This is a genomic window from Microtetraspora niveoalba (assembly GCF_001570405.1).
Classification (GTDB): domain Bacteria; phylum Actinomycetota; class Actinomycetes; order Streptosporangiales; family Streptosporangiaceae; genus Microtetraspora; species Microtetraspora niveoalba.
In genome coordinates this window covers 1-19,132 of sequence record NZ_BBYM01000064.1, presented here as the reverse complement: position 1 = coordinate 19,132, position 19,132 = coordinate 1, and the positions used below count along the sequence as shown (strand labels likewise).

General features: G+C 72.1%; 14 protein-coding genes and 1 pseudogene. 11 read left to right on the top strand and 4 right to left on the bottom strand.

Going from position 1 to position 19,132, the window contains the following annotated elements:
• The 6 genes and pseudogenes from AWQ70_RS40145 to AWQ70_RS36500 all read left to right on the top strand — a co-directional run.
• Nucleotides 1-366, top strand: a pseudogene (locus AWQ70_RS40145) (cell division protein FtsZ); the annotation flags it as partial.
• A 22-nt stretch (nucleotides 367-388) separates the two neighbouring features.
• Complete coding sequence (locus AWQ70_RS36520) at nucleotides 389-1,111, top strand: YggS family pyridoxal phosphate-dependent enzyme (RefSeq protein ID WP_067186703.1); 723 nt, start codon at nucleotides 389-391, stop codon at nucleotides 1,109-1,111.
• A gap of 210 nt (nucleotides 1,112-1,321) precedes the next feature.
• Nucleotides 1,322-1,852: a cell division protein SepF gene (locus AWQ70_RS36515; protein WP_067186702.1), complete on the top strand. Its 531-nt coding sequence runs from the start codon at nucleotides 1,322-1,324 to the stop codon at nucleotides 1,850-1,852.
• Between the two features lie 83 nt (nucleotides 1,853-1,935).
• Nucleotides 1,936-2,223 (top strand): YggT family protein, encoded by a 288-nt coding sequence (locus AWQ70_RS36510; protein ID WP_067186700.1) that lies wholly within the window; start codon nucleotides 1,936-1,938, stop codon nucleotides 2,221-2,223.
• Nucleotides 2,224-2,272: 49 nt separating this feature from the next.
• The gene (locus AWQ70_RS36505; RefSeq protein WP_067186699.1) at nucleotides 2,273-3,136 is read left to right on the top strand and encodes a DivIVA domain-containing protein; all 864 of its coding nucleotides are present in this window, start codon (nucleotides 2,273-2,275) and stop codon (nucleotides 3,134-3,136) included.
• A gap of 48 nt (nucleotides 3,137-3,184) precedes the next feature.
• On the top strand, nucleotides 3,185-4,333 hold the full coding sequence (locus AWQ70_RS36500) for a hypothetical protein (RefSeq protein ID WP_157530891.1): 1,149 nt from the start codon (nucleotides 3,185-3,187) through the stop codon (nucleotides 4,331-4,333).
• An 81-nt stretch (nucleotides 4,334-4,414) separates the two neighbouring features.
• On the opposite strand, the gene AWQ70_RS36495 is transcribed toward AWQ70_RS36500, so the two are convergent.
• Together AWQ70_RS36495 and ileS are read right to left on the bottom strand one after the other, a co-directional pair.
• Entirely contained in the window at nucleotides 4,415-5,623 is a 1,209-nt protein-coding gene (locus tag AWQ70_RS36495) for a sensor histidine kinase (RefSeq protein ID WP_067186705.1), read from the bottom strand.
• An 86-nt stretch (nucleotides 5,624-5,709) separates the two neighbouring features.
• Complete coding sequence (gene ileS, locus AWQ70_RS36490) at nucleotides 5,710-8,868, bottom strand: isoleucine--tRNA ligase (protein WP_067186693.1); 3,159 nt, start codon at nucleotides 8,866-8,868, stop codon at nucleotides 5,710-5,712.
• A 562-nt stretch (nucleotides 8,869-9,430) separates the two neighbouring features.
• Here ileS and AWQ70_RS36485 point away from each other — a divergent pair.
• Genes AWQ70_RS36485 through AWQ70_RS36475 form a run of 3 tightly spaced genes read left to right on the top strand, consistent with a single transcriptional unit; the run spans nucleotide 9,431 to nucleotide 11,302 of the window.
• Nucleotides 9,431-9,832 carry a TraR/DksA family transcriptional regulator gene (locus AWQ70_RS36485; protein ID WP_067186691.1) on the top strand — a complete coding sequence of 134 codons (402 nt, stop codon included), beginning with the start codon at nucleotides 9,431-9,433 and terminating at the stop codon, nucleotides 9,830-9,832.
• The gene (gene lspA / locus AWQ70_RS36480; protein ID WP_245647321.1) at nucleotides 9,805-10,380 is read left to right on the top strand and encodes a signal peptidase II; all 576 of its coding nucleotides are present in this window, start codon (nucleotides 9,805-9,807) and stop codon (nucleotides 10,378-10,380) included. Before AWQ70_RS36485 ends, lspA begins: the two co-directional genes overlap by 28 nt.
• On the top strand, nucleotides 10,373-11,302 hold the full coding sequence (locus tag AWQ70_RS36475) for an RluA family pseudouridine synthase (protein WP_067186688.1): 930 nt from the start codon (nucleotides 10,373-10,375) through the stop codon (nucleotides 11,300-11,302). Before lspA ends, AWQ70_RS36475 begins: the two co-directional genes overlap by 8 nt.
• A gap of 48 nt (nucleotides 11,303-11,350) precedes the next feature.
• Here the strand turns inward: AWQ70_RS36475 and AWQ70_RS36470 are convergent, their stop codons facing one another.
• Nucleotides 11,351-13,267 carry a serine/threonine-protein kinase gene (locus AWQ70_RS36470; RefSeq protein ID WP_169808801.1) on the bottom strand — a complete coding sequence of 639 codons (1,917 nt, stop codon included), beginning with the start codon at nucleotides 13,265-13,267 and terminating at the stop codon, nucleotides 11,351-11,353.
• A gap of 301 nt (nucleotides 13,268-13,568) precedes the next feature.
• On the opposite strand from AWQ70_RS36470, the gene AWQ70_RS36465 reads away from it, so the two are divergent.
• Together AWQ70_RS36465 and AWQ70_RS36460 are read left to right on the top strand one after the other, a co-directional pair.
• Nucleotides 13,569-16,331 carry a M14 family zinc carboxypeptidase gene (locus AWQ70_RS36465; protein WP_218004788.1) on the top strand — a complete coding sequence of 921 codons (2,763 nt, stop codon included), beginning with the start codon at nucleotides 13,569-13,571 and terminating at the stop codon, nucleotides 16,329-16,331.
• 170 nt (nucleotides 16,332-16,501) lie between these two features.
• A complete protein-coding gene (locus tag AWQ70_RS36460) occupies nucleotides 16,502-17,923 on the top strand; it encodes a M1 family metallopeptidase (protein WP_067186682.1) in 1,422 nt (473 codons plus the stop codon).
• Nucleotides 17,924-18,027: 104 nt separating this feature from the next.
• On the opposite strand, the gene AWQ70_RS40140 is transcribed toward AWQ70_RS36460, so the two are convergent.
• Nucleotides 18,028-19,132: serine/threonine kinase C-terminal domain-containing protein (locus AWQ70_RS40140; protein WP_505796245.1), on the bottom strand; the 1,105-nt coding region annotated here is incomplete at its 5' end.

Sequence of the window (19,132 nt, the reverse complement as noted above, 5' to 3'; positions counted from 1 at the left end):
CCGGCCAAGCCCGAGCCGCGCGCGGAGCAGCCCGCCCCGGTGCGGCCCGTCTCCGGCCCGTCCACGCCGGTCACCCCGGTCGCGCCGCCGGTTCCGGAGCCCGAGGCGGCCCAGCCGCCCAAGCCCGTGGTCGCCCCGGCGTCCGCGGAGGCGCCCGAGCCGCCGGCGCCGTTCTCCCGGGACGGCTCGGCCGAGACGCCGCGCCCCGAGCCGAGCGTGTCCGGCACGGGCCCGTTCTCCATCCCGCGCCCCACGCCCGAGCCGCCGACTCCGATCACCTCGCGCGTCAGCCAGCCGGCCACCCGCCGGCCGGTGGTGTTCGAGGAGCAGGAGGAGGAGCTCGACGTGCCCGATTTCCTGAAGTGACCCTCCCCACACGCGAGTACATGTGAACGACGCACGACGCGAGGAGCTCGCGGCGGGCCTGGCCGGAACGGAAGCACGCATCCGAGACGCGTGCCGCGCCGCCGGCCGGGACCGTTCCGAGGTCAGGCTCATCGCGGTTACGAAGACCTACCCCGCCTCCGACGTACGCCTGCTCGCCGGGCTCGGCGTGACGGACGTCGGCGAGAACCGGGACCAGGAGGCCGCCCCCAAGGCGTCCGAATGCGCGGATCTCGATCTGACCTGGCATTTCATCGGACAGTTGCAGACGAACAAGGTCCGCTCGGTGGTCGCCTACGCGGACATGGTCCACTCGGTGGACCGGCTCCGGCTGGTGGACGCCCTCAGCCGCGAGGCGGTCAGGGCGGGCCGGGAGATCGGCTGCCTGCTCCAGGTGTCGCTGGACCCCGTTCCGCCCGCGCCGGGAGGCGTGGCGGAGCGCGGAGGGGTCGCTCCCGAGGCCGTCCCCGAGCTGGCCGAGGCCGTCGCCCGGGCCGAGAACCTGCGGCTTCGCGGTGTCATGGCCGTCGCCCCGCTCGGGGAGGACCCGGGCCCCGCCTTCGCCCGCCTCGCCGAAATCGCCCGCGCTCTGCGGAACGATCACCCGGGGGCGGACGTTGTATCGGCGGGGATGAGTGGTGACCTCGACGAGGCGATCGCGAACGGCGCGACACACGTGCGTGTCGGTACGGCGTTGCTCGGCCGCAGAAAGCCCTTCGTCAGGTAATGTCCCCCAAGTGGACCTTGGTGTCCGCATCCAGGTAGAGGTCGATCAGCGGTCAGCTCCACGGGGGTACGGCTACCGCCCTGGCCTTCCAACAGGGACCTAGAAGGCATGAGGGGGAGGGAGCCGGTCCGGCACCGGCCGGGACTGCCACGCAGGACCGACCGGCGCGTGGCGCGGCGACCGACCCGGTGACACGGAGGACGACGAGAGATGGCCGGCGCGATGCGCAAGATGGCGGTCTACCTCGGTCTCGTGGAGGACGACCGCTACGACGACAGGTATGTGACCGAGTACGCGAACGACGAGGACTACGCCGACGACGACTACGAGTCGGCGCGCCGCGGATTCTCCGCCGGGGGGCAGGGCGGACACGCGGCGACTCAGGAGCACGACGAGGACGGCGACGCGCCGGTCCCCGCGCCCCGGCCCTCCACCACCGTGCTCGAGCGGCGTACGACCGATCTGGCTCGGATAACGACCCTCCATCCCCGCACGTACAACGAGGCGCGCACGATCGGGGAGCACTTCCGTGAGGGCACTCCGGTCATCATGAACCTTACGGAGATGGTCGACAGCGACGCCAAGCGTCTTGTCGATTTCGCGGCAGGTCTCGTCTTTGGCCTACACGGCAGCATCGAACGTGTTACGAACAAGGTGTTCCTGTTGTCCCCCGCCAACGTTGAGGTGACCGCCGAGGACAAGGCGAGAATCGCGGAACGCGGCTTCTTCAACCAGAGCTAGAGTTCCATGTATGGACAGTGACCGGCTGAGCGGTGCCCGAGGGGACCGGAGCGTGCGGAACAGGACGGAGGTGAGGCTCGACCGTGGGGATCGTCGGTGAGATCTTGGTCGCTGTACTCTCTCTCTACCTCGTTCTGCTGATCGGCAGAATGATCTTTGATACGGTGCAGCTTTTTGCCCGCTCCTGGCGGCCTTCCGGGGTCGTCCTGGTAGTGGCGGAGGTCACTTACACACTGACCGACCCGCCTCTCAAATTTCTCCGCCGTTTCATTCCGCCCCTGAGGTTGGGTACGGTGGCCTTTGACCTAAGCTTCACAGTGCTGTTCATTGTGGTCTTGGTCTTGATCCAAGTCGTGTCCGCGCTTTCGTGATCGGGAACCGTCCCTCCGGACAGACTCCAAGCGCGCCAAGGAGACTCACATGCCGTTGACGCCCGCCGACGTGCGGAACAAGCAATTCAGTACCACCAGGCTGAGGCCGGGGTACGACGAGGAGGAGGTCGACGCCTTCCTCGACGAGGTCGAGGCCGAGCTCGACCGCCTCATCCAGGAGAACGAGGAGCTTCGCGCCAAGCTGGCCGAGTGCCTGCGCGGCAAAGTCCCGGGCGGCATGGGCATGGCGGGCGGCATGCAGATGGCCTCCGCCCCGGTGGCCGAGCCGAAGCCCGAGATGATGGTGCCGCAGCCCGAGCCCATCAAGCCGCCGGAGCCCGTCCGCCCCGAGCCCGTCCCCGTCGGCATGGGCATGCCGCCCGCCGAGGACAACATGGACACCGCGGCCCGCGTGCTCGCCCTCGCCCAGCAGACCGCCGACCAGGCGATCGCCGACGCCCGCCGGGAGGCGGACGAGACCGTGACCCGCGCCCGGCGCGAGGCCGACGACATCCTCGGCAAGGCCCGCCGCCAGGCCGAGCAGATCATCGGCGACGCCCGCGCCCGCGCCGAGACGCTCGAGCGTGACGCGCAGGAGCGCCACCGCCAGGCCATGGGCTCGCTGGTGCAGACCCGCGACGAGCTCGAGCGCAAGGTGGAGGAGCTGCGCAGCTTCGAGCGCGAGTACCGCAGCCGCCTCAAGCTCTACCTGGAGCAGCAGCTCGCGGACCTGAACGTCTCGGCCGAGAACAGCGGCGGATTCCCGATCGTCGGCGCCGCCCCGGCGATGGCGCACGCCGTCACCCCGGGCGCGCAGCCGATGCAGGGCGCCCCCAACCCCTTCGGCCAGGAGCCCTCGCAGCACTCGGGCGCTTTCCCGACCCCCGACGGCCCCCACAACGACCGCCGGTAAGGCGAGGGGTCGCGTCGTTCTCGCGACCCGCTTCTCGGAGTTCCCCCCGTGATCCTTATCAGTGCCGCGCTGGTGCTCGTCGCCATCGGCCTGCTCATCGCAGGTGTGGTCCTGGCGAAGCCGTTCCTCGTGATGTGGTCGATCGTGGTCAGCGTGCTGTCCGCGGTCTGCCTGCTCATCGGGGCGTTGCTGAGGCGCCATGAGCTGTTCCCCGCCGGCGGGCGTGCCGCCGAGGAACCGGTTCAGGCTCCTCAGGGCGTGGCCGCACCCCAGCTGGCGCACGCCGGCGTCCCTGGGCATCCCGGCATGCCCGGACAGGTCGGCGTCCCCGGTCACGTCGGGCATCCCGCCTTCGGCGGGGCCCCGGCGCATCCGGTGGCGCATCCGCATCCGGTGGCGCACCCCATGATGGGCGTCCCGCCGGTGCCCCCCTCCGGGGCGGCGGGGCCGCACGTGTTCCCGCAGCAGCGGCCGTCCACGCGGCCTCCGGCGACGGGACATGAGCTCGGCCCCGACGCGATCGTGCTGGTCATCCCGGGGCGGAAGCGGTTCCATCTGGCGGGGTGCCGCCAGCTCCAGGGCCGCGAGGTCGAGGAACTGACGCACGAGGAGGCGCGCGAGGAGGGCTTCACGGCCTGCACCGCCTGCGTGCCCGAGGCGGCGGCGCGTGTGGCAGCCGAGCCCGAGGAGAAGGACGCGGCGGGAGGAGACACCTCCGGCCCGGCCGCGGCCGGCGACACGTCGCCCGGCCTCACCCCGCCCGGCCCCGCCGCGATGGGGGAGACCGCGCCGGACGAACCCGTCCCCGGCGAGACCGCCCCCGACGGGCGTACGGCCGACGAGGCCCCCGCGGCGGCGGATCCCATCGAGGACACCCTTCCCGGGGTGGAGGGGCAGAAGAAGGACGCCGAGCCGGTGGACCCGGCCGAGACGACGGATCCCGGGCGCGCCGGGTCCGCCGAGCAGGCCGAGTCCACCGCGACGATGCCGCGTTCCTACTTCGAGCCCCTGGTACGGCCGGGCGAGACGGCGGACCCGGCGGCGTCGGACGTCGTGATGGTGATGACCGGCACCCGCAGGTATCACCGCGCCGAGTGCCCCCTGATCAAGGCCGCTCCCCAGGGAGCCGTCGAGGAGAAGACCACGCGGGAGGCGGAGGAGGCGGGGCTCACCCCCTGCCCCATCTGCACCGTGTAGCTCTGTGAACGACCGCCCGATGGCGGGGACCCGTGACTCGAGTCCCCGCCATCGGGCTTTCCCGTCGTCACGCCCCGCGGATCAGTGCCCGGTCCCCGCCGGAGGGAGGGGCAGGCGGGCCGCCACCCGGAAGCCGCCTTCGGGACGCGGCGCGGCGGAGAACTCGCCCCGCAGCAGGCCGACCCGCTCCCGCATCCCGACCAGGCCGTATCCGCTTCCCCCGGCGTGGCCGCGGCCCCCGCCGCGGTCGATCACCTCGATGGTCAGCTCGTCGTCACGGAAGTCGACGGTCACCTCGCAGGAGGCGGTGCCGGCGTGCCGCACGACGTTGGTGACCGCCTCCTGGATGATCCGGTAGGCGGACATGTCGATGTCCGGCGGCAGCGGGCGCCGCCCGCCCAGCCAGCGCACGTCGACGCGCACTCCGGCGTCCGTCGTGGTCGCGGCCAGCCGGTCCACGTCGGCCAGGCCGGGCGCGGAGTCGAGCGGCGCCGTCCGCGGGGACCGCTCCGGCTCGGCACTGCGGAGCGCGCCTAGCATGCGGCGCAGTCCCGAGAGGGTCTCCCGGCCGACCGTCTCGATCTCGCCCAGCGCGTCGCGGGCCTGTTCCGGCTGGGTCTCGATGACCCGTCGCGCCGCACCCGCCTGCAGGGCGATGATTCCGATGCTGTGCGCGACCATGTCGTGCAGCTCCCGGGAGATGCGCAGCCGTTCGGCGGTGACCGCCTGGGCGGTGGACCGGTCGATCAGGGTCTGGGCGTGCTCGCGGGCCTGGCGCACCGAGTGGCCGACCAGCCAGGCGATGACCGCCGTCATGGCCACCGCCAGCTCCGCCGCGGTCCCGACGGTCCAGCTCATCAGCAACCGGACGGTCAGATAACCGGCGAGCACGGTGAGCGCGGCGGCCGCGGCCACGATGCCGGTCCGGCGCGCCGCGGTGGAGGCGATGAAGTACAGCGTCATGTCGACGGCCAGGAACTGGGCCAGCGGGATCTCGCCCACTCCCAGCGGGAGGGTCGCGATCACGGAGGCGGTGAGGAACAACGCGAGGGAGAGCAGCGGCCGGCGGGGCAGCAGGGCGCTCCCGGCCAGCACCAGCCCGGTGGCCAGCACCAGGAACGTGAGCCCGTCCCACCGGTAGAGGAGAGCCCCGGCCACCACGGTAGGCGCCGACTCTCCGGGGAGCCGGACACGGATGAGGAACGTGAAAGCGAGCCCGGCACACCAGGCGGCCGTCGTCCAGACACCCGGCGGCACCCGCTTCAGGAGGGGCGGCGGCGTGACGTGCATGATCAGAGGGTAACGGCGGCAGAGGCCCGGGGCCGGCGCTGTCACCGGTCCCCGGGCCTCTGTCCGTTTCACGACCCCCGGCGGGGTCAGGCGCGGCGGAGCTGGAAGACCAGGCCGAGGTCGGCGTCCTCGTGCCGGGTCAGGCCGTCCTGCGAGCCCTCGGAGAAGGCGGTGGCGAGGACCTCCTCGGCGATGGCCGGGCCGCCCGCGCGGAGCGCCTCCGCCAGGTCGTCGCCGCTCGCGGACCACCACAGCTCGATCCGGTCCGTGATCGCCAGCCCGGTGGACTTCCTGGCGTCCTGGACGAGCCGGATGACCTCGCGGACCAGGCCCGCCCGGCGCAGCTCGTCGGTGATCTCCAGGTCGAGCGCGACGGTCTCGCCGGTGCCGGTGTCGACGGCTCCGGTCTCCACGGCCCAGCCGGAGCGCGGCTGCTCGGTGACGATCACGTCGTCCGGTCCGAGCTCGACCGTGCCCAGTTCGCCGGCCTCCACCATGGCGGCCGCACCGGACCTGAGCGCCTGGGCGAGCGCCGCGGGGTCGGCGGCGCCGACCCCGGCGGCGACCAGCTTGGTCTGGGAGCCGAACCGCTTGCCCAGGGACCGGAAGTTCGGCTTGACGGTGAAGGTCACCAGATCGGCCGAGAAACCGGACATGTCCTGGAGCGACTGCACGTTCAGCTCGTCGGCGATCAGCTCGCGCAGCTCACCGGGCAGGGCCGCCCAGCCGGGCGCCCCGATGAGCGCGCGGCCCAGCGGCTGGCGGGTCTTGACGGAGGAGGAGGCGCGCGCCGAACGGCCGAGCTCCACCAGGCGGCGGACCAGCGCCATCCGCTCGGACAGGACCGGGTCCAGCGCCGCCTCGTCGACCTCCGGCCACGTCGCCAGGTGCACCGACTGCGGCGCGTCGACGCCGCGCAGCACGTCCCACACGTAGTCGGTGAGGAAGGGGACGATCGGTGCCATCAGCCGCGTCACGGTCTCCAGGCACTCGTACAGCGTGGCGAACGCGGCGGCCTCGCCGGACCAGAACCTGCGGCGGGAGCGACGGACGTACCAGTTCGACAGGTCGTCCAGGAACTCGGTCAGGCGGCGGCCGGCCCTGGCCGTGTCGAACTCGTCGAGCGACGCGGTCACCTCGGCGACGGTCCGGTGCAGCTCGGCCAGCGCCCACCGGTCGATCAGCGGGCGCTCGGCCCGCGCCGGGGCCTGCGCCAGCATGGACGGCGACCACGACTCGGCGTTGGCGTACAGCGTGAAGAACGACGTCGTGTTCCAGTAGGTCAGCAGGACCTTCCGGGTGATCTCCTCGAGCGCGGCGTGGCCGATCCGGCGGGGCGCCCACGGCGAGCCCGAGGTCGCCATGTACCAGCGGAGGGAGTCCGCGCCGTGCTGCTCCATGAGCGGCATGGGCTGCAGCACGTTGCCGAGGTGCTTGCTCATCTTGCGGCCGTCCTCGGCGAGGATCAGGCCGAGGCAGAGCACGTTCTCGTAGGAGGAACGGCCGAAGACCAGCGTGCCGACCGCCATCATCGAGTAGAACCAGCCGCGGGTCTGGTCGATGGCCTCGCAGATGAACTGCCCGGGGTAGGCCGCCTCGAAGATCTCCTTGCCGGCGTGCGGCGCGCCCCACTGGGCGAACGGCATGGCGCCCGAGTCGTACCAGACGTCGATGACGTCGGGGACCCGCCGCGCCTCGGCGCCGCACTCGCGGCAGGGGACGGCGACGTCGTCCACGTAGGGGCGGTGCGGGTCGAGCGCGGACAGGTCCCGGCCGGCCAGCTCGCCGAGCTCCTTGAGCGAGCCGACGCAGGTGACGTGCGAGTCGTCCTCGGAGCAGACCCACAGCGGCAGCGGCGTGCCCCAGTAGCGGGACCGCGACAACGCCCAGTCCACGTTGTTCCGCAGCCACTCGCCGTACCGGCCGTTCTTGATCGTGCCGGGGAACCAGTTGGTGCGCTCGTTCTCGGCGAGCAGCTCGTCCTTGATCGCGGTGGTCCTGATGTACCAGGACGGCAGCGCGTAGTACAGCAGGGCCGTGTGGCAGCGCCAGCAGTGCGGGTAGCTGTGCTCGAAGTGGCTGCCCCGGAACAGCAGCCCGCGCTCGCGCAGGCTGTCGGTCAGCGGCTCGTCGGCGTCCTTGAAGAACATCCCGCGCACCAGGGGGACGTCCGCGAGGAAGCGCCCGTCCGGTCCGATCGGGTTCACGACCGGCATGCCGTACCGCTTGCAGACGGCCATGTCGTCGGCGCCGAAGGCGGGCGCCTGGTGGACCAGGCCGGTGCCGTCCTCGACCGTGACGTAGTCGCCCAGCACGACGTAGTGGGCGCCGGGGATCTCCACCAGGTCGAACGGCCGCCGGTAGGCGGTGCGCTCCAGGTCCCTGCCGGTGAACGTCGCGACCACCTCGGCGCCCTCGCCGAGGACCTGCGCGAGCAGCGGCTCGGCGACCACGAGGATCTCGCCGCCCGTGCGGGCCGCGACGTAGGTCACGTCCGGGTGGACGGCCACGGCCGTGTTGGACACCAGCGTCCACGGGGTGGTCGTCCAGATCAGCAGCGACGCGCCCATCTCGGCCAGCGGGCCGGAGGTCGCGGGCATCCGGACGTACACCGAGGGGCTGGAGACCGTCTCGTACCCACCGGGCTGGCCGAGCTCGTGGTCGGACAGCCCGGTGCCGCACCGGGGGCAGTACGGCGTGATGCGGAAGTCGCGGAACAGCAGGCCCTTGTCCCAGATGGTCTTCAGCGACCACCAGACGGCCTCGACGTACTGCGGGTCCATGGTGCGGTAGGCCTGGGACATGTCGACCCAGTAGCCCATCCGCTCGGTCATCTCCTCGAACGCGTCCACGTGCCGCAGCACCGACTCGCGGCACTTCGCGTTGAACTCGGCGATGCCGTACGCCTCGATCTGGGGCTTGCCGGAGAGGCCGAGCTCCTTCTCGACGGCGACCTCGACGGGCAGGCCGTGGCAGTCCCAGCCGGCCTTGCGCGGGACGTGGTAGCCGCGCATCGACTTGTAGCGGGGGAAGACGTCCTTGAAGACGCGCGCCTCGATGTGGTGGACGCCGGGCATGCCGTTCGCCGTGGGCGGGCCCTCGAAGAACACCCAGGACGGGCCGCCGGCGTTCTGCTCCAGGGAGCGCTCGAAGATCTTCCCGTCCCGCCAGCGTTCGAGGGTCTCGCGTTCGAGGGCCGGCAGGTCGACCTGCGCGGGAAGAGAGCGGAAATAGTGGGAAGACATCGTCGGGCGGGACCTCCACGCTGCGGCTGGACATGGCGTGAAGGGACGAAGCCGGACGGCTCCGCGGTACCACCCTCCTTGACCCGTCCCCGGGACGGGCCCTCTCATTCGTGTCGCGGCCGGGTCTACTCGGCGGGTGTGCCTTTCTTCCGGCGGCTCCGGGGTGATCTTCGCTCCGTGACTCGCCCCGGGCTCGCACCGTCCCCGGGTCGCTCCTGCGAGTGGGTACGGAGGTACTCGTCCCCATCAACGCCTTGCGAACTTAAACGATAACGCAGAGACCGGATGAGAGCTTCCCGAAAAGCGGCCGGCGGCCACCGCGCGGACGGCGACGAGGGCCGGGCGACGGAGCGGGCGGAACATACGGAGACGGCGCGATGTTGTCAGGGTGTGCGAATCCACTTGCCGGACGGATGTCCCGTTCACCGGAGGAACGGGCGCATCGTCCGCTTACGGGGCAGGTAAAACGCCCGGCGCGTCGATTGCCGAGCCGTTTTGAGCAACCTAAGCTGCCCGGACTGCTCATGTGTTTGATCACTGCGCCTTACAACGGGAGGCTCTCATGACGACGCGTGCGGCGCGACCCGCCCCCGCCACCAGCGAGGAGACCTGGACAGAAGAAGAACTCGCCGAGGTACGGGAGCGGCTCAGGCACGAGACCGAGGAGCTCGTCGCCGACATCGCCCGCGCCGAGGAGCAGCTCGCGTCGGGGGACGCCAGCGAGGGCGCCGGAGACGATCCGGCGGACGCGGGCGCGAAGACGTATGAGCGGGAGCGCGAGATCGCCCTTACCCTGAATGCGCGCGACCTGCTCGCGCAGAACGAGCGGGCGATCGCCCGCATCGCCGCAGGGACTTACGGAGTGTGCGAATCGTGCCACAAGCCGATCGGCAAGGAACGCCTTCGGGCGTTCCCGAGGGCGACGCTGTGCGTAGCGTGCAAGCAGCGGGAGGAGCGCCGCTGAGCGATCCCGCCGACCAGGAGACCGCCGTCGCGCCCGCGCGCGCGCGAAAGCTCGTCACGCTCGGCGTCCTGGCGGTGGTCGTTTACGTGCTCGACCTGGTGAGCAAGACCCTGGTCGTCGCCTTCCTGGAGCACAAGGAGCCGGTGGAGGTCATCCCGGACGTGCTGCTGCTGAACGTCATCCGCAACTCGGGTGCGGCGTTCAGCATCGGCACCGGGATGACCATCGTCTTCACGGTGATCGCGTTCGGGGTCGTGGTGGCCATCCTCCGCACGGCGCGGCAGCTCCGCAGCGTGCCCTGGGCGATCACCCTGGGGCTGCTGCTGGGCGGCGCGCTCGGCAACCTGACCGACCGGATCTTCCGCGCGCCCGCCCCGCTGCAGGGGCACGTGGTGGACTTCGTCCAGGTGTTCCCCGCGACCCACTTCCCGATCTTCAACGTCGCCGACTCGGGAGTCGTCTGCGGCGGCATCCTCGCGGTCTTCCTGGCCTGGCGGGGCTACCAGGTGGACGGGACCAGGCAGACGGAGGAGAAGTCCGATGGGTGAGCAGCGCAGTCTCCCGGTGCCGGAGGGGCTCGAGGGGGAGCGCCTCGACGCCGCGCTCGCGCGGCTGTTCGGCTTCTCCCGCACCCGGGCCGCCGAGCTGATCGCGACCGGCGACGTGCTCGTGGACGGTTCGATCGCCGCCAAGTCCGACCGCGTACGCGCGGGGGCGTGGCTCGACGTGACGATCCCCCCGCCGCCGTCCGCGCCGATGCCCGTCGCCGAGCCGGTGCCCGGCATGGGCATCCTGTACGAGGACGACGACATCGTCGTGGTGGACAAGCCCATCGGGGTGGCCGCCCATCCGACGGTCGGCTGGACCGGCCCGACCGTGATCGGCGGGCTGCTGGGAGCCGGGCACACCGTCGCGACCAGCGGCGCGGCCGAGCGGCAGGGCATCGTCCACCGGCTCGACGCCAACACCACCGGCGCGATGGTGGTCGCCAAGAGCGAGTTCGCGTACTCGCACCTGAAGCGGGCGTTCAAGGAACGCACCGTCGACAAGCGCTACCACGCCCTGGTGCAGGGCCACATGGATCCCCTGCGCGGCACCGTGGACGCGCCCATCGACCGCCACCCCTCCGGTGACGGCCGCTTCGCCGTCGTCGCGGGCGGCAAGGAGTCGGTCACCCACTACGACACGGTGGAGGCGTTCCGCGCGGCGTCGCTGCTCGACATCAAGCTGGAGACCGGCCGTACGCACCAGATCAGGGTGCACATGTCGGCGCTGCGGCACCCCTGCGTCGGCGATCTCATGTACGGCGCCGACCCCACGCTGGCGGCGCGGCTCGGCGTGACCCGGCAATGGCTGCACGCGGTCTCGCTGGCCTTCGAGCACCCGTCGTCGGGGGAGTGGGTCTCGTTCACCAGCCCGTACCCGGAGGACCTGGCCCGGGCCCTGGACATCGTCGGCGACGAGAGCTGACCCGTCCCGCCCGGGCTCCGGCCCGGGGCGCCCCGCCGGGCGGCGGGGTCAACGGGTGGAGCGGAACGTCCTGGTGAACCAGGCGAAGTATGACTGCCCCTCCTGGGCCCAGCGGCCGTCGGAGGTCTGCCAGTAGATCGCCACGTCCCGGCCGTCGGCCGTGACGAACGAGCGGTCGAGGACGTGCATCGGCCCCTGCTGCGACTGCCAGGTGAACTCCCAGTCGGCCGCGGGGAGGCGCTGGAAGACCACCGACCGCAGGCCGAGCCGCTTGTACCCGGGGAAGGAGCCCGTGGTCTTGGGGTTCTCCGAAAGCTGCTGGACGTGGAGCATCGGATCCTCGTCCGTGTCGATCCACTTGGTGAAGTCGACCATGAGATAGCTGCCCTTGGACCCGGGAGGACGGAAGGTCACCCGGGTCTCGGCGCGTTCCTCGGTCCAGGTCTGGGGGACCGCGATCGAGAAGCCCAGCGGGTCGTGGCGCACCGCCCAGCCGCGCGGCAGCCGGGCCGAGGGGGACGGCGAGGGCGAGGGCGAGGGTGACGGCGACGGCGATGGGGTGGGCGAGTCGCCGGTCGGCGCGGACGTCGACGGCGGCGGGTCGCCGGCGGGGGCGTCCGCCACAAGCGCGCGATAGCCGTACCAGCCGCCGACGCCCGCCCCGGCGAGCAGCACGGGCAGGAGGGCGAGCAGGGCGATCCGCCCCGCGGAGCGCCGCCGAGCCGGGGACGGCTGGGCCTGCGGGGGGATCGCCGCGGCGTCGCCCCACGGCGGGAGCGTCCCCACCCCGGGGCCGCCGGGCGGGACCGCGTGCCCATGGAGACCGGGGATGTGTCCGGGACCGGTGGGCCCGTGCCCGCCGGGAAGGCTTCCGGGATCGGTCGGCGCCTGTACGCCCGGGACCGGAGGAGCGGCGACGCCCGGGGCGTGCGCGCCGTGGACGCTCCCGGGGTCGGTCGTGCCGTGGACGCCGAGGACGTGGGCGCCCGTGACCGGAGGCCCGCCGGCCGCCATGCCGGGACCGTTGGGGGCGCCGAACGGGGCGGGGGTGGAGCCGGGCGCGTACGGACGGATCCCGCCGGCGGGCGGCGATCCCGCGGGCGGGTACGGCTCCGCCCGCTGGGCGGCGTGGCGGTCGCGGCCGGGATGGGACGTGCCGGACGCCGCCGCGCGGAGCAGCTCCGCCGCCTCGACGGCGTCGATGCGCCGGTCCGGGTCCTTGTCGAGCAGGCCCTCGATCACCGGTGTGAGCGGCCCCGCGCGCCTGACGGGGTCGGGCTCGCTGTGCAGTACGGCCGCCATGGTGGCGATGGACGAGGTCCGGTCGAAGGGCGCCCTGCCCTCGACGGCGGCGTAGATGGTCGCGCCGAGCGACCACAGGTCGGACTCGGGGGTGGCGGGGTCGCCGTTGAGCCGTTCCGGCGGCAGGTACGCGGGCGTGCCGGTGACGACGCCACTCACGGTGAGCCCGGCCTCCTCCGGCATGGTCGCGATGCCGAAGTCGGTGAGGACCACCCGGCCGTCCTCGGTGAGGAGCACGTTCTCCGGTTTGACGTCGCGGTGGAGCACCCCGGCGGCGTGCGCGGTGCACAGGGCGTCGAGCACCTGGAGGCCGATGGCGGCGACGCGCTCGGGGACGAGCGGGCCGTGCTCGCGGATCACCTGCCCGAGGGAGCGGGAGCGGACGAGCTGCATGATGATCCAGGGGCGGCCGTCCTCCTCGATCACGTCGTGGACGACCACCACGTTGGGGTGGGAGATGCGGCCCGCGGCCCGGGCCTCGCGGATGGTCCGGCGGTTGAAGGCCGCCCGGTCCTCCTCGCTCATCGGCTGGTAGAGGACCTCTTTGACGGCGACCGCGCGGTCGAGCAGCTCGTCGTGCGCACGCCAGACGACGCCCATGCCTCCCCGGCCTATGGGTTCGAGCAGGTGGTACCTGCCCGCCACACGACGCCCCGCCTCCACCAGGCTCCCTCCTCGAAACCTCTGCATCGTCCCACAGCTAACGGGCGTGTCAGGAGTCGAAGAGGGCACCAGGGCCGGAGATCGTATACACCCATTCGGACGCCCCGAATTGCAACTTTGTTATCTCTTGCCCGCTTTATTCCAGACTTATACGATCCGCTCAACTTTCACTTTCGTCGCAACCATCTCGGCCCCAGACGTCATCGCCCGCAAAAACGGTCCCCCTCACCCCCAGGAGACAAAGATCATGCGGTTACGCACGACGACGTGCAAAAGATCTTCGTACGGAAAGATCGCAGGTGTGGCGGCTCTCGCGCTGACCGCCCTCGTGGCGCCGCTCGGCTCGCCCGCGAACGCGGCCCCGGGCGGCGGGCAGTGTGTCGCCGACCCGAACGCCCACGCCGCCTCCGTGCCGAGCCCCGAGCAGTTCTTCGGCTTCCCCCTCGGCAAGGGCCAGCCCCGCACGCTCACCTCCGACGAGATCAGGAAGTACGTCGCGGCCGTGGCGGGCGCCTCCGACCGCGTCGTCACCGGCACGATCGCGCGCAGCGTCACCGGCCAGGAGCTGCCGTACGCGATCGTGTCCGACCGCCACCACATGGTGCCGGGGCAGCTCAAGAAGATCGCCGAGCAGATCCGCTCGCTGCGCGACCCGAGATCGCTCCGCGCGGACAAGGCGGCCCGGATCGCCGCCGACGGCCCGGCGATCGTGTGGGTGGCCGGCAACGTCCACGGCGGCGAGAAGAGCGGGGCCGACGCCGCGCTCCGCACGCTGTACGAGCTGGCCGGCGGCCTCTCCTGCGACGTCGCCAAGCGCAACGAGAACCTCGTCACCGTCATCGTGCCGACCCAGAACCCGGACGGCCGCGAGGCGAACCGGCGCCAGAACGAGTACGGCTTCGACCTCAACCGGGACTGGTTCGCCCGCAGCCAGCCGGAGACCGGCGGCAAGATCGAGATGCTGCGGCAGTATCCGGCGCAGGTCTTCGTGGACGCCCACGAGATGGGCGGACGGCAGTACTTCTTCCCGCCGAACGCCGACCCGATCCACCACGAGATCGCCGCGCAGCCGGTGGACTGGATCAACCGCATCGGGGCCGCCAACGCGGCGGGCTTCGGCTACAACGGCGCGTGCGGCGGCGCGGTCACCACGGAGTGCTACTTCAACTACGCGACGTACGACATGTTCTACATGGGGTACGGCGACACCGTGCCGGCCACCGGCTTCGGGGCGGCGGGCATGACCTTCGAGAAGGGGAGCTCCTCGTCCGTCGAGGACCGCGTGCAGCAGCAGTTCAACACGCAGTGGGCCACGATCGGCTGGGCCGCCGACAACCGGCGCGAGATCCTCGACGGCTACTACAAGATCTGGCAGACCGCCATCGAGCAGGGCAAGGCGGGCACGCTGGAGCCGAACGAGGTCGTGCAGCCGACCAACACGGTCCAGTTCCCGGTCCCGGACGTCAAGGTCCGGTCGTACTTCCTGCTGCCGGACCGCCAGATCGGCGACGTTCGCCGGCTGGTCGAGCGGCTGCGCGACATGGACGTCGAGGTCTACCGGCTCAAGCAGCAGGTCACCGTGCCGAACGCCGACGTCTTCGGCGGGCGCACCGAGAAGAATCTGACCGTCCCGGCCGGGGCGTACTGGATCCCGATGGACCAGCCGCAGAAGCACTGGATCCAGGCGCTGATCGCGCAGGACCCCTACGTGCCGTTCCCCTACTTCTACGACGTGTCGTCCTGGAGCAACCCACTGCTGATGGGCGTCGCGACCGTCTCCACCGGTGACGCCCTGTCGCCGAAGGCCGATCTCGTGAAGGGCATGGACGGCGGCGTCGTCTCCGCCGCCCCGGCGAACGGCTCCTACTCCTACCCGATGGACTCCGCCGCCGCGTCCGAGCTCACCTTCCGCCTGCTCGGCCAGGGTGTCGCGCTCTCGCGCGACCTCTCCACCGGCGTGGTGAGCCTCCCCGCCAGCGCGCTGAACCGCGGCGAGCTGGACAAGCTGGCCCGCTCGTACGGCGTGGCCGTCGAGGGCCGGGCCGCGGCCGCCTCCGGGACGGCGCTGCGCGTCCCCGACGTCGGCCTGTTCGCCGGCGCCGGCGTCTCCACCACCTCCGGCTCGTACGGCGAGGCGCGCTACGTCCTCGGCGAGCGCTGGGGCCTCGACCTCACCCCGGTGACGGCGGCGGACGTCAACGGCAACACCCCCGCGTTCACCGGGCGCTCCGTCCTGCTGGTGCCGGACGGCAGCAGCGCGAACGGCGGTCTCACCGCCGAGGGCCTGGCGAACCTCAAGGCGTGGGTCGCCGCGGGCGGCACGTACGTCGGGCTGCGCAACGAGGGCACCAGGGTCGCCAGGACGGCGGGCCTGACCTCCACCACCGAGAAGACCAAGCCGACCGGGTACCAGGTCATCGGCTCGCACTTCCGCGTCAACGTGGACACCGGGAGCCGGGTCGCGCTCGGCCGCCCGGCGGAGGACTTCCAGTTCAACAACGGCGACCCGATCCTGAACCCGAGCCGCACCGGCACGAACGTCCTCACCTATCCGGACGGCGACGCGTTCTGGTCGAACGGCTACACGACCAAGGCCGACGCGCTGAAGGGCACGGTCGCGCTGGTGGACGAGCCGACCGGCGCCGGCCACGCCGTGCTGTTCGCCTACAACCCCCTGTTCCGGGCGTACAACGAGAACGGCGTCCACCTGGTCGCCAACGCGCTTCTCCTCCCCGCGGGGAACGCGGCCCAGCGGCAGCTCGCGGCCACCCCGGGCGGCGACGCGGACGCGCTGCGGGCGGAGGCGGCCAAGGCGGCCCCGGCCGACGACCTCGCCGGGGAGTGGCGGCCCATCGTCGTCCAGGTCGCCGACGCCGACGCGGCACGCACCGAGGCCGTGGTCGCGACGTACACGGACACCGCGAGGACGGCCTCGGCCGACGGCTCCACGTACGTCACGATCCCCAACCCCGAGGGCCTGGCGGCCGACGAGCACCCCTTCCTGCGCGACATGGTCCGCGAGCTGAACGCGGCGGGCATCCCGCTGCGCTCCGTCGTCGGCTGACCCCCGTCCCCGGACCCGGTCGGGGCGCGGAACCTCGCCGCGCCCCGGCCGGGATCCCCGGGCCGGTGCTCCCGCACGCGGGAGCACCGGCCGTCCCCGACCTTCCGTCCCCGACACAGCATGAGCGGTTCCGGCCGGCCCTCGGCCGGAATCCGTCTGAAAGGACCCGCATGAGAATCTCCCGTCTTCGCGGCGCGGCCCTCGCCGTCGCGGCGGGCGCCCTGATCGGCGCCCAGGCGGCCCATCCCGCGCTCGCCGCCCCCGGGGCTCCCGGCTCGCCCCGGTACTCGGCCGGTGCGGCCGGCGTCGGCGACCCGTACTTCCCCGGCCAGGGCAACGGCGGCTTCGACGTGCGGCACTACGACATCGCCTTCTCGTACGACCCGGCGAGCAAGCACATGGACGCGACCACGACGATCACCGCGGTCGCGACCCAGGACCTGGACCGGTTCGACCTGGACTTCCGCGGCCCGGAGATCAGCGAGCTCAAGGTCGGCAAGCACCCGGCCGCGTTCACCCGGGACGGGCAGGAGCTCGTCGTCACCCCGCGCCCCAAGCTCAAGTCCGGCGAGCAGTTCACGGTCACCGTGAAGTACGCCGGGACGCCGCCGGTCATCACCGACCCGGACGGCTCCATCGAGGGCTGGGTGCCGACCGACGACGGCGCGTTCGTGGCCGGCGAGCCGCAGGGCGCGCCCGCCTGGTTCCCCGGCAGCGACCACCCGACGGACAAGGCGACCTTCACCTTCCACGCGACCGTCCCCGAGGGGATCACCGCCGTCGGCAACGGCCGCCTGGTCTCGCAGACGACCGAGAACGGCAGGACCACCTTCGTGTGGGACTCGGCCGAGCCGATGGCGACCTACCTCGCCACGGTGACGATCGGGAACTTCACCGTCACCGAGTCGACGACGCCGAGCGGGATCCCGATCTACACCGCGGTCGACCCGCGCCTGGTGGCCCAGTCCGCCAACGCCGTCTCCAAGATCCCGGACATGATGGAGTACTTCTCCTCGATCTTCGGGCCGTACCCGTTCGGCTCCACCGGCGCGATCATCGACCGCGCCCCGAACGTCGGGTACGCGCTGGAGACCCAGACCAAGCCGATCTTCTCCAGTGCCCCGAGCGTCGGCACGATGGCCCACGAGCTGGCCCACCAGTGGTACGGCGACAGCGTGACGCCGACGAAGTGGTCCGACATCTGGCTCAACGAGGGCTTCGCGACGTACGCCACCTGGCTCTGGACCGAGCACACCGGCGGCGCGACCGCGCAGCAGACCTTCGCCGGCGCGAGCAACTACGGCCGGGCGGCGACGTCGTCGTTCTGGCAGGTCACGCTGGCCGACCCCGGGCCGGAGGACATGTTCGGCAGCGTGCCGTACAACCGCGGGGCGATGACGCTGCACGCGCTGCGCGGCAAGATCGGCGACGCGGCCTTCTTCAAGCTGATCAAGGACTGGGCCGCCGAGCACCGGCACGGCAACGCGGACACGGCCGCGTTCATCCGCGCCGCGGAGAACGCGTCGGGCACGGACCTGACCGCCTTCTTCGACGTGTGGGTCTTCCAGAAGGGCAAGCCGGCCGCCTGGTGATGGGTCCCGGTCCGGCCGGCGGCGCCCTCTCCTCCCTCAGGGCCCGCCGGCCGGACCGGTCTGCGCCCGCGCCGCGCCACGGGGCGCGGGCGGGCGTCCGCGCGTCACTTCGCGGGGGTGAACGTCGACGTGAACGTCTCGAAGTAGTGGTACTCCTTCTTCCAGCGGTTGTCCCGCGTGTGCCAGTAGATGGCGTAACCGTGGCGCTTGTCGGTCACGAAGCCCCGGTTGATCACGTGCGCCTTGCCGCTCCAGGTCCGCCAGGTGAACTCCCAGTCGGCGGCGTCCAGGAAGTAGTCCACCTTCCTGATGCCGATGAGCTCGTAGCCGCCGAAGCCGTATTTGGCGGTCTTCTCCTGCTTCTTCCAGTCCCTCAGCGCGCTGCTGCCGGGCGTGCTGGTCGTGTCGATCTGCAGGTACTGGCTGCGGTCGTCGCCTCGGAAGTAGACGCCGGTACTGGTCCGCTTGTACTCCTCCCAGCCCTTCGGTAGAGCGACCGAGAAGCCCCACTTGTCCTTGTGCAGGCGCCAGCCCTTGGGGATCTCGGCGGACCGCGAGGGCGAGGGACTCGGCGACGGCGAGGGAGAGGCGGTGGACTGCGAGGGGGGCGCGGAGACGTGGCTCTTACCGGGGGCGGCGGTGTTCAGCGCCGCGCCGCCCGTCGGGGGCGACTCCTGCTCGCCCTGGCGCAGGCCGATGTACCCGGCCACGCCCGCGACGATCAGCAGGGCGGGGACGATCACCAGCGCGGCGCGGAGCATCGGCACCGGGCGGGTGCGCGCCGGAGCGGCCGGCGTGCCGCCCCAGGCGCTGAGCTGGGTGTCCTGGCCGCCCGGCGCGACGGCGTCCGCCCGGTCGGAGAACAGCGAGTCGAGCGGGTCGCCGCCGTCCGCGCCCGCACCGGGGCCGGCTCCGGCTCCGGCTCCGGCGGAGTACGCGGTTGGAACCTCGGAGAACGGCCGGGCGAGGCCCTGGGCGGGCCGTGTGGCGGGTTTCGCGGCCTCGAAGGATCCGCGCCCGGAGGCGGCTCCGGTCGCGCCCCCGGCGCCGTCTCCCGGCGCCCCCGTCCGGGACGCGCCGGTCCCCGGGGTCCCGGCTCCCGGCGTGGCGGCCGCCGGCGTACCGGCGCCCGAGGCGGCGGACCCGAAGCTCCCGGCCCCCGGCGCGCCGGTCCCGGAGGTCCCGGCACCGGACCCGGTCGCCTCCGGC